The following is an 11741-nucleotide window of genomic DNA, read 5'->3' on the forward strand; positions in this document are numbered from 1 at the left end:
GTCATATCGGCGGGATAGAATGAAAAATAGGCGGCGCGGTGTTAGCGCGACGCCTATTGGTATTGCTGATTCAAGGTGTTTTTAAAGCAGGCAATAGTCAGGGACTTTCTTTTTGTTTGAGCCAAACATGGAGATCATCCCTAGTGAGTGGTTTAGCGTACAGATAACCTTGTGCCAAATGGCATCCAAAACTGACGAGGGTATCAGCTTGCATTTTGTTTTCAACCCCTTCAGCGATGATTGCCAACCCCAGATTTTGTCCAAGCTGAACAATCATCTTTGCGATGCTTCCTTCGTTAGCATCAAGGCGAATGTCATTCACAAAAGCCCTGTCGATTTTTAATTTATCGACATCTAATTTTTGCAAGTGGCTCAACGACGAAAAGCCCGTTCCGAAATCGTCGATAGAGATGCTGACGCCAAGCTGTTTAATCTGATGGAGCGTTTTAATTAATAATTCTGGGTCCTTCATTGCCATGGACTCAGTAATTTCCAATTCGACAAATTGTGGTGGTGCTTTTGTCTCTGCCAATGCTTTATGTAGTGTCTCCATAAACAAGGGATGGGAGAACTGCGCTTGCGAGACATTGATGGCCATTTGGAAGTTGGTATATCCCAAGCTCCGCAGGTGGACTAACTCATGGCATGCACTACGTAGTACCCACTCACCGATATCGACAATGAGACCTGAATATTCGGCAATCGGAATAAATTGATCGGGTGGAACAAATTTTCCTTCATCTGTTTTCCAGCGAAGCAGGGCCTCAGCACCCAGTACTTTGCCTGTCACCATATCGATTTGCGGTTGGTAGACGAGGAATAGGCGTTCGTGTTCAAACGCGGCACGTAATGCGTGCATCAACAACACGCGTTCGCGGATTTCAACGCCCATATTGCGAGTGAAGTATTCAAATCCACCACGTTGATGGGTCTTTGCGCGTTTCAGTGCAATGTTGGTATCTTTGAGTGCTTCGGATCCGTCACCGTCGTATTCGTCTAATTTAATCAGTCCAATCGTCGCTGTGAGTTGCACTTCCTGGCGATCAACATCAAATGGAGCGTTGAATAACGCTAAAATTTTGTCAGGGCATACCAGGTCGTAGTCGCCGAGCAACGCAAAAGTATCGCTGCCTACACGAGCGAGATGACATTGATGCCCGAATGTTTTGAGTAGGCGCTGCGCTACTGAGGATAGCAACAAATCGCCAAACTGATGTCCAAGCGCATCGTTCGTTTCTGCAAAATGGTCAATGTCGATTAACGAGAGTGCGCTGCGTGTTTTTAAGTCTGAGCCTAAGGTCTCATTTAAAGTTTGTAGTAACTTCAGTCGGTTCGATAGACCAGTGAGTAAATCGTAAAAAGCGTAGTTGTGCAGCCTTGAATTGAGAACAATGTTGTCGAGTCCGACAGAGACATTCCCGCAAAACACATCAAGCAAGCGTTCATCCATCTCGTTGAGATGCAAGCCAGTATCGAGGTAAAGGGTGAAGTCCTTCTTGGCGACGTTATTGAAGTAAATGGCGGTCGCAGAAGTACCAAAAATATGTTTTCCTTCAGCGAGCGATCGCTTGACGACGTCGAAGTCGGCTTGATGGCTATCATTCGGGATGGTTTGGTTTAGGAGACCGGCGAACTGCGGCGTTGCTGCGATGACGCGCAATTCTTCGACGTCGGTATCTTTGCCGAGTGGGGTTTGTCTCGCACAGACAAACCCTTCTGTATTCAGTGCAAGGAGTCCTGTAATTTGTGCGAGTACGCCTGAAGCAAAATTATGGAGACCGTGCGTCCCCATGAGCTCCGTACTGGCGCTAATAATTGTCTCCAGTCCGCGTCGACTCGCGCTGATCGAGCAGATTTGCTCATATGACCGGATTGCAGATGTTACGGCAGTATAAAGCTTAGTGCGCGTTAGTTCTGATTTTGTTTTGTAATCATTAATATCGTAGTCACGAATTGCGTCAATTTCAGGCGCATAGCCGGGCTGACCCGTTCGTAAAATGATCCTGACATCAGCTAACTGTAGCGTTTTACGGATATAGTTAACGAGTTGAAGCCCAGCGTCCTCTTGTTCCATAACGACATCGAGCAAAATAATGGCGATGTCAGTTTCTGTTTTGAGGATGTTTCGCGCTTCTTCTGCTGAATAGGCATGCAGAAAGCTGAGCGGACGATGTTGGATCTCGAGGCTGCCAAGTGCAAATGTCGTTGCCGAATGCACATCAGGATCATCGTCGATGATCATGACGCGCCAGCTGGAATAAGGCTTGGACGCTGCCGAAAACTCATCATGCTCTGGTTCGTCGAGGAAAACCAGATCGTCTTCGGAAGAGTGCATCGTTGGATTCATCTGAAATACGGCTCCATGCTTGGCATATATTTTGTGCAAGACCTACGTTATTTTATGTCATTTGGAACTATGACACTAAAACTGACTGTAGCCAAGCGTCATCTATTCTTCTTTGGCAATAATAAAACATTATTTGAAAATAAAAACAGCAGTGTGACAGCACATTGTGATAGCGCATGCCGCGGTGTTCTCCGATCCCAAATTCGAGGAATACGTAGAGTGTCAGCCTTAAGGCTGTTAAAATGATTTAAATTTAGTTTTTAACCTTCATCGCAAAATATTATGTCAGGCAATACATTTGGTACGCTTTTTACTGTTACAACTTTTGGGGAATCGCATGGTCCGGCTATTGGTTGTGTGATCGATGGTTGTCCTCCGGGGATGGCATTGTCTGAGGCGGATATTCAGCCTGAACTCGATCGCCGCCGTCCTGGCACTTCCCGGCACGTGACACAACGCCAAGAACCCGACACGGTTGAAATCCTCTCCGGTGTATATCAAGGAAAGACAACAGGTACGCCTATTGCACTATTGATCAGAAATCAGGATCAGCGGAGCAAGGATTATGGCAACATCACAGAGACATTCCGTCCTGGGCATGCGGATTACACTTATTGGAATAAATACGGTATCCGCGATCCTCGAGGTGGAGGGCGTTCTTCCGCGCGCTTAACCGCTCCCGTTGTTGGCGCTGCTGCGATCGCTAAAAAATGGCTCAAAGAGAAGTATGGCACGGAGTTTAAAGGTGGCATGACCCAGCTCGGAGACATTGCTATTCCTGTCGAGAACTGGGATTTTGCTGCAGACAATCCGTTTTTTGCACCAACGGCAGACGCTGCACTGATCGCTCGGATGGAAGATTATATGGATGCGCTGAGAAAAGACGGCGATTCCATTGGTGCGCGTATCGATGTGGTCGCGACAAATGTCCCTGTTGGTCTCGGTGAGCCGATTTACGATAAGTTGGATGCAGATATTGCCTATGCCATGATGGGCATCAACGCCGTCAAAGGTGTTGAAATCGGCGCGGGATTCGCTTGTGTCGCCCAGCGTGGATCAGAGCATGGGGATGAATTGACACCGACGGGTTTTATTGGAAATAACGCTGGAGGCGTTTTGGGTGGAATTTCGACTGGACAGGATATTACTGTTTCGATGGCGATTAAGCCGACTTCATCCATTCGTACGCCACGTAACTCGATCGATAAAGATGGTAACCCCGTTATTGTCGAGACTTTTGGTCGTCATGATCCCTGTGTTGGTATCCGTGCTACGCCCATTGCAGAGGCGATGTTGGCATTGGTTTTGATGGACCATGCATTGCGTCACCGCGCGCAATGTGGTGATGTGCCGGCGTCAGGCGTTTCATTTTCTTCATCGTTATAAAAAGGGTTTGGCTGCTCTTCGTGAACGAGCAGCAGGTCGTTGATGTTCTTTGCTGTCATCTCGATCTGCTTCGTCGCCCGCTAGTGAGGGTATGCAGCGATTTGCCTGTCGTTTCTAATGAAACTAGCCAGAATTTTTATCGGTAAAATGAATCTCTTTTTCATTTTACTGATGGGAAATTTGGTTTTATTTGTAAATGCAGATTTTTATATTGATGCACTCTTGCCGATTTTTGCCCGGTTTCGTGGTTTTGCGTCGCACAATTGTGGCATAATCAAGCGCAAAATTTTGTTGAAATCGACTTGTCCAGTGATCTGGCAGCCTTTTTTCATGTTGCCCCGTAGTTCATTCATTACGATCTTTTTTCAGGCTTTAGATTATGCTTAAAACGCTTTACGATAAATTGTGGGAATCTCATGTAGTTCATTCGGAAGAAGATGGCACCGCTATTTTGTACATTGATCGTCATCTGCTACACGAAGTCACGAGCCCGCAAGCGTTTGAAGGACTAAAGATTGCAGGTCGTCGTCCTTGGCGTGACTCTGCCAATTTAATGGTGGCAGACCATAACGTACCGACGACGAATCGTGCTAATGGCATTGATGATGCAACGTCACGTTTGCAGGTGGAAACACTTGATGGTAACGCTAAAGAATACAACCTGACTTATTTCGGGATGAATGATAAGCGTCAAGGGATTGTTCATGTGATTGGACCTGAGCAGGGTGCGACGTTGCCAGGTATGACCGTCGTTTGTGGAGACTCGCATACGTCAACACACGGTGCGTTCGCCTGCCTTGCGCACGGTATTGGTACATCGGAAGTTGAACATGTTTTGGCGACACAGACCTTGATCGCCAAAAAATCGAAATCGATGTTGGTACAAGTCGACGGCGCGTTGCCTGCTGGTGTGACGGCGAAAGACGTCGTTTTAGCAGTCATTGGAAAAATCGGCACCGCCGGTGGTACTGGTTATGCCATTGAATTCGCTGGATCAACAATTCGTAGTTTATCCATGGAAGGCCGGATGACGGTCTGTAACATGGCGATTGAGGCAGGTGCTCGCGCGGGTATGGTTGCCGTTGATCAGACGACCATTGATTATGTCAAAGGACGTCCGTTCTCCCCGGTTGGCCCGCATTGGGATCGTGCTGTTGAATACTGGCGTACGCTGCATTCTGATGCTGGTGCTAAATTTGATATGGTCGTGACGCTGAACGCCGCTGAAATTAAGCCACAAGTGACTTGGGGAACTTCCCCAGAAATGGTCGTTGCGGTGGATGGTCGCGTACCAGATCCAGACCTTGAAAAAGATGCTGTTAAGCGTGATGCGATTGAAAAAGCATTGGTATATATGGAATTGAAGCCGAATACAGCGATTTCTGATATTCGTATTGATAAAGTGTTTATTGGTTCTTGCACGAACTCTCGTATTGAAGATTTGCGTGCAGCTGCTGCCGTTGTCCGCGGCAAATTCCGCGCCTCAAATGTGAAATTGGCGCTGGTCGTGCCCGGTTCAGGTTTGGTGAAAGAGCAGGCGGAGCGGGAAGGGTTGGATCGTATTTTCCGTGATGCTGGTTTTGAATGGCGGGAGCCTGGATGTTCGATGTGTTTGGCGATGAACGCAGACCGTCTTGAGCCTGGCGAACGGTGTGCATCTACTTCTAATCGTAATTTTGAAGGTCGGCAAGGCCAGGGTGGTCGCACCCATCTTGTGTCGCCAGCGATGGCGGCTGCAGCAGGCATTGCTGGTCATTTCGTTGATGTGCGAGCAATCGCATAACTTTTGAAAAAAGGAAAAAGTAATGAAAAAAATTTTCGCAATCCTGTCATGTGTTGCTTGTGTTGCTGTGTTAAGTGCATGCAATACCGTTCAAGGCATTGGTAAGGATGTTCAAAAAGCAGGCGAGGCTGTTGAAAGCGTCGGTAGAAAATAATCAGGTCATGGAAAAATTCAATATACACAATGGCTTGGTTGCGCCGATGGATAGGGCAAACGTCGATACGGATGCCATCATTCCTAAGCAATTTTTGAAATCAATCCAGCGCACAGGTTTTGGTCCGAATTTGTTCGACGAGTGGCGTTATCTGGATCACGGTGAACCGGGTATGGACAATAGTAAGCGTCCGTTGAACCCAGAGTTTGTTTTGAATCAGCCGCGTTACCAAGGTGCTTCTATTCTGTTGACGCGTAAAAATTTCGGTTGCGGTTCGTCGCGTGAGCATGCGCCATGGGCGTTGGATCAATTTGGCTTCAGAGCGGTGATTGCCCCGAGTTTTGCTGATATTTTCTTTAATAACTGCTTCAAAAATGGCCTGCTGCCCATTGTTCTCTCAGAGGCGCAGGTTGAGCGTTTGTTTAATGAGGTGAAGGCGTTTCCTGGATACCGTCTCACGATTGATTTGGAAAACCAAGTAGTCGTCACCAATGGCGGGGAAAGTTTCCCGTTTGAGATTGATGCTTTCCGTAAATATTGTTTGCTCAATGGTCTGGATGATATTGGTTTGACATTGCGTCAGTCTGACAAGATCCGCGCTTTTGAAGAGCGTCACTTGTCTGCGCAACCTTGGTTGGCAAACACCATTTAACGAAGCATTAGGATAAATAGAAATGAAAATAGCAATTTTGCCAGGCGACGGTATTGGCCCAGAGATTGTTGAACAAGCGGTCAATGTACTCAAAGCGCTGGGTGAGTCTTTTGAAATGGAATCGGCACCGGTGGGCGGTGCTGGGTATGAGGCTTCTGGGCATCCATTGCCTGAGGCAACTTTGAAACTGGCAAAAGACGCTGATGCGATTTTGTTTGGTTCGGTGGGTGATTGGAAATATGATAGTTTGGAGCGCGCATTGCGCCCTGAGCAGGCCATTTTAGGTTTGCGTAAAAACTTAAATCTGTTTGCTAATTTGCGCCCGGCCATTCTGTATCCTGAGCTGGCTGAGGCGTCAACGCTCAAAGCGGAAGTGGTATCCGGTCTTGATTTATTGATTATTCGCGAACTGACAGGCGACGTTTATTTTGGGCAGCCACGTGGTGTACGTGAATGTCCAGATGGTCCTTTCAAGGGGCAACGTGAAGGTTTTGACACGATGCGCTATGCTGAAGGTGAAGTGCGTCGTATTGCGCACGTCGCGTTTCAAGCAGCTCAAAAACGCGATAAGCGTTTAACGAGCGTTGATAAGGCGAATGTACTGGAGACATCGCAGTTCTGGAAAGACGTGATGATTGACGTGCATAAAGAATATCCTGACGTCGCGTTGGATCACATGTACATCGATAACGCTGCAATGCAGTTGGTGCGTGCACCGAAGAAGTTCGATGTGGTTGTGACGGGTAATTTGTTCGGTGATATTTTGTCGGATGCTGCAGCGAGTTTGACTGGCTCGATTGGTATGTTGCCTTCTGCCTCGCTCGATGCCAATAACAAAGGACTGTATGAACCATCGCATGGTTCAGCGCCGGATATTGCAGGCAAGGGTATTGCTAATCCTTTGGCAACGATTTTGTCTGCAGCGATGATGTTACGTTTCTCCCTCAATCGTGCAGAGCAGGCCGATCGTGTGGAGAATGCAGTGAAGGCGGTATTGGCGCAGGGGTTGCGAACGCCCGATATTTATGTGCCCGGCACGACCAAAGTGGGCACGGCAGAAATGGGCGCAGCGGTTGTGCGCGCATTAGCGAGTTAAGTTGTTGTAGGTGGGCGGGGATGTCCCGCAGTGTAAGAGGGAAAATAAAAAGGAACTATGATGAAGCTGGTAGGTTTGGTAGGTTGGCGTGGGATGGTAGGATCGGTTCTGATGCAGCGTATGCAAGAGGAAAACGATTTTGCTCATATTGAACCAGTGTTCTTTTCTACATCGAACACGGGCGGTAATGCGCCTGCGATGGCAAAAAATGAAAAGACGCTGAAAGACGCGAATGATATTGGCGAACTGAAGAAGTGCGACATTATTATTACCTGCCAAGGTGGTGACTATACCAATGCAGTTTTCCCTCAACTTCGCGCTGCTGGCTGGAATGGTCACTGGATTGATGCGGCGTCGAGTCTGCGAATGAACGATGATGCAGTGATCGTGCTTGATCCAGTGAATTTGCCTGTGATTAAGGATGCGCTCGTCAAAGGTCAGAAAAACTGGATCGGTGGTAATTGCACAGTGAGTTGTATGCTGATGGGCGTTGGTGCCCTGTATAAGGCAGGTCTCGTCGAGTGGATGAGCACACAGACTTACCAAGCAGCCTCAGGCGGCGGTGCGCAACACATGCGTGAGTTACTCACTCAATACGGCACACTCAATGCAGAAGTGAGAGACCTGCTCGATGATCCTAAGAGCGCAATTCTGGAAATTGATCGCAAAGTGATTGCGAAACAGCGTTCATTGACGGACGTTGAAACAGCGAATTTTGGTGTTCCACTCGGTGGGTCGCTTATCCCTTGGATTGATAAAGATCTGGGTGATGGTATGTCCAAGGAAGAGTGGAAGGGAATGGCTGAGACCAACAAGATCCTCGGACAGGGTGCTGCATATGGTACAACGGCCGTGCCAGTTGATGGGTTCTGTATTCGCATCGGTGCAATGCGCTGTCATAGCCAGGCATTGACCTTTAAATTAAAGAAAGATGTCCCAGTCTCCGATATCGAGGCCATGATCGCTGCTGATAATGAATGGGTGAAAGTTGTTCCTAATACACGTGAAGCGAGTATTCGTGATCTGACGCCGGTAGCTGTAACGGGCACAATGACTATTCCTGTTGGTCGTATCCGCAAGTTAGCGATGGGTCCTGAATACGTTGGTGCTTTCACGGTGGGTGATCAGTTGTTGTGGGGTGCTGCAGAGCCGCTGCGCCGTATGTTGCGTATTTTGATTGACTGAATGTTTTAATGCTTACCGCTTCGGATTATCTTGAAGCGGATCTAAAAAAAGGAGGCTAATGCCTCCTTTTTTTGTAATTTTTCCTTAACATGTGTAAAAGTCACACAATTTGTTAAACGGAAGCAACGTTTCTAGAAATTTGCTTGCGAGTAGTTGTCTGAATGTATTTACCATGATGTTAAATCGCGTTAAGCTTGCAGCGCCTAATGCGTAATGCTATCGTGAAACTATGTGGAACTTAGTTCGGCGATGCGGCTAGTCTATCCCAGCGGACTTTGTTCGCGAAAATTCCCAATATGTCTGACAAAATGCATAAACAAAAAAGAACATCTGTGATTTCTCTGGGACATAAAGTCTTAAGCGTTGCTGTTACTTCGGCTTTACTTTTCATGTCTGAAGCTCACGCCACGGGCATGGGCCGGTTGACTGTGCTTTCCTCATTAGGGCAGCCTCTCAAGGCTGAAATCGAGCTGACGTCTCCCAATAAAGATGAAATTGACAGTCTGGTTCCTAAATTGGCATCGGCCGAAGCGTTTCGTCAAGCCAATATTGAATTCAATCCTGCTTTGTCTGCATTGCGGTTTTCGGTCGAACCTAAGGGTGCCGGTTTCGTGATAAAGGTGTCTTCATCACAGCCAATGAATGAGCCTTTCGTCGATTTATTGCTGGAAATTACATCCTCTAACGGCAAGCTGTTGCGTGAATATACATTTTTGCTCGATCCAGCTGAGTTAAGAAACAGTCAATCTCCGCAAATCGCCACCCCTGGTAGTGTTGTAAATAAGGGACAGTCTTTATCCATTAATCAGTCGTCCGGTCAGCAAGCCGCTCAGCCTCCGAGTAGGTCTCCTTCGACGATGCCAATTGCTGTTACTGCGAACCCAGCGAACGAAAAAAAAGACATATCGCGACCAGTAAAAGCTGCTGACGAGTATGCAGTGAAGTCCGGTGATACCTTAGGAAAGATCGCTGCTGCCTATAAGCAGGAGGGTGTTTCGCTCGATCAAATGCTTGTGAGTTTATACCGGGCAAATCCTCAGGCATTTATTGGTAAGAACATGAATCGCCTCAAGGCCGGTCAGATTTTGAGCGTACCTGATGCGGACGGCATTAAATCCAGCGCTGGCACTACTTCTGCAGCACATGCCGTTGTGCTTGCGCATGCTGCTGATTTCAATGCTTACCGTAATCACTTGGCAGATTATGTCGACCGTTCTCAGTCTGCAAAAACGGTCACAGCGAAGCAAAGTGCGAGTGGTTCAATTTCCGCAAAAGTGAAAGAAGTGCCTACTGCGACGACAGAGGCGCTGGATAAACTGAAGTTATCAAAAGCTGCGCCCACGGCAAACGAAAAAGCCGGCAGTGGCAAGGGTGGTGCAGAAGAGGATAAGCTGGCGAAAAAACGTGCTTCGGAAGAGGCGGCCGGGCGCTTGAAGGAGCTCGAGAAGAACGTTGGTGATTTGCAGCGCTTGCTGGATGTGAAGAACAAAGATCTGGCTGCAAAAGAGTCAGAGCTGGCAGATAAAAACAAACCTAAAGTCGATCAGAAACCAGCGGCGGCTTCTGCTGCTGCCCCATCTTCAACTGCTGTCGCTGCAGCGCCGGCATCTGTTCCTGCGAGTGTCGCCGCTAGCTCTCCTGCAAGCAGTGCGGCAACATCTCCGGCGTCAGTGCCTGCAGTGGCTGCATCGGCGAGCGCTGCAACTGCAAGCAGTGCGGTATCGACGAAGCCCTTGCCTAAACACCGTCCTGTTGCGCCACCTCCACCAGAACCAAGCTTTTTCGACGATATGTCAGAATGGCTGGTGCCGGGTGGTGGGATTCTCCTCGCGTTACTTGCGGGAGCGGGTGTTTGGGTTAATCGCCGTAAAAAGAAATTGCAGCAATTTGAAGATAGTATTTTGACCGGCTCGAGTATGAAGGCGAACTCCATGTTCGGTTCGACGGGAGGTCAGAGCGTCGATACGAATAACAGTGTCTTCAATTCTAATTTTGCACCATCTGCTAGCCAATTGGATGCTAACGAGGTAGACCCAGTTGCGGAAGCGGATGTCTACATTGCGTATGGTCGCGATTCTCAGGCAGAAGAAATTCTGAAAGAGGCTTTAAGAACGCAGCCTGATCGCCACGCTGTTCGGGTCAAGTTGTTAGAAATTTATTTTGCACGTAAAGATGCCAAGTTATTTGAGCGTCTTGCCAGTGAGTTGTATGGGATGACTGGTGGTCAGGGTGAAGAGTGGGCGCAGGCAGCGTCGATGGGTATTGTTCTAGAGCCTAATAATCCGCTTTATGCTGGTGGTAAAGCAAAATCGGATGCGTTCTACGGGGCAGGTTTGGGATCGCCGACACAGCCACTTGAGGATTTGGATCCTGAAGCACTGCTGGGTAACTCACTTTCCAAGGATATGCTAGAAGCGATTAGTATTATCGATATTAATTCGCATGATGATGTGAAAGAATCGCCTCAGGCGGAAGTGCAAACTGAGCAACCCGCAGCGCCAGCGATGGATGCAGGCTTAGATTTTGATCTTGGTTTTGGTGATGATCAGCCTGCTGTGGCAACGCATTCAACGGAAAGCGCGCCAGCGCCAGCAGTTCAAGCGGCTGACTTGGATTTTGGTGCGATTGATTTCGACTTTGGTGGTGGAAGTAAGGATGCGACTGAAAGCACAGCTTTAGCGCCGTCTGCAGAGGAGCATTCATTCCAGCAAGAGCCATTGCAAGGGCTTAATCTGGATAATACTGCGCACGAAGAGCCTACTTTCGATATGAGTTTTGGTCACGAATTGCCAGTCATGACGGATGCGGTCTCCTTGTCGGATGGTGAGAGTGAGCACCATGAGGAAGCGGCAATGCCAGAAGCTGTGTCGCCATTTGAATTTGATCTCTCTGGTATTAATCTTGATCTTCCTTCGGATGCGTCACCTGTCGCATCCGCTCCGCCTGAGGCAATGCCTGCTGCGCCTGAAGTTAATGCCGAAATGGCAACGAAGCTGGACTTGGCTGTTGCTTACCATGAAATCGGCGACAAAGAAGGTGCTCGTGAGCTGCTGGATGAAGTGGTCAAAGGGGGAACAGCAGAGCAAAAAGAGCGCGCAAGTACGATGTTGGCGCAGATGGCTTGAACGTAATGTGTTA

General features: G+C 48.2%; 8 protein-coding genes. 7 read left to right on the forward strand and 1 reads right to left on the reverse strand.

Features of this window, described 5'->3' with window-relative positions; genetic code table 11:
* Positions 1-97 precede the first annotated feature (97 nt).
* Positions 98-2347, reverse strand: coding sequence for a bifunctional diguanylate cyclase/phosphodiesterase (locus ACO0K2_RS08115; RefSeq protein WP_423017565.1), 2250 nt, complete (start codon positions 2345-2347; stop codon positions 98-100).
* 282 nt (positions 2348-2629) lie between these two features.
* Between ACO0K2_RS08115 and aroC the strand changes: the two genes are divergently transcribed.
* The 7 genes from aroC to ACO0K2_RS08150 all read left to right on the forward strand — a co-directional run bounded on the left by aroC (position 2630) and on the right by ACO0K2_RS08150 (position 11728).
* Positions 2630-3733 carry a chorismate synthase gene (gene aroC / locus ACO0K2_RS08120; protein WP_423017568.1) on the forward strand — a complete coding sequence of 368 codons (1104 nt, stop codon included), beginning with the start codon at positions 2630-2632 and terminating at the stop codon, positions 3731-3733.
* 379 nt (positions 3734-4112) lie between these two features.
* The gene (gene leuC, locus ACO0K2_RS08125) at positions 4113-5516 is read left to right on the forward strand and encodes a 3-isopropylmalate dehydratase large subunit (RefSeq protein ID WP_423017570.1); all 1404 of its coding nucleotides are present in this window, start codon (positions 4113-4115) and stop codon (positions 5514-5516) included.
* A 22-nt stretch (positions 5517-5538) separates the two neighbouring features.
* Positions 5539-5670, forward strand: coding sequence for an entericidin A/B family lipoprotein (locus tag ACO0K2_RS08130; protein WP_423017572.1), 132 nt, complete (start codon positions 5539-5541; stop codon positions 5668-5670).
* 7 nt (positions 5671-5677) lie between these two features.
* Entirely contained in the window at positions 5678-6322 is a 645-nt protein-coding gene (leuD, locus tag ACO0K2_RS08135) for a 3-isopropylmalate dehydratase small subunit (RefSeq protein WP_423017574.1), read from the forward strand.
* A gap of 22 nt (positions 6323-6344) precedes the next feature.
* A complete protein-coding gene (leuB, locus tag ACO0K2_RS08140) occupies positions 6345-7418 on the forward strand; it encodes a 3-isopropylmalate dehydrogenase (protein WP_423017576.1) in 1074 nt (357 codons plus the stop codon).
* Positions 7419-7475: 57 nt separating this feature from the next.
* A complete protein-coding gene (asd, locus tag ACO0K2_RS08145) occupies positions 7476-8603 on the forward strand; it encodes an aspartate-semialdehyde dehydrogenase (RefSeq protein ID WP_423017578.1) in 1128 nt (375 codons plus the stop codon).
* Positions 8604-8992: 389 nt separating this feature from the next.
* Positions 8993-11728, forward strand: coding sequence for a FimV/HubP family polar landmark protein (locus tag ACO0K2_RS08150; protein WP_423017580.1), 2736 nt, complete (start codon positions 8993-8995; stop codon positions 11726-11728).
* The last annotated feature ends 13 nt before the right edge of the window (positions 11729-11741 follow it).

Origin of the sequence: Undibacterium sp. MH2W, from assembly GCF_049340215.1 — a bacterium.
Lineage (GTDB): Bacteria > Pseudomonadota > Gammaproteobacteria > Burkholderiales > Burkholderiaceae_D > Undibacterium.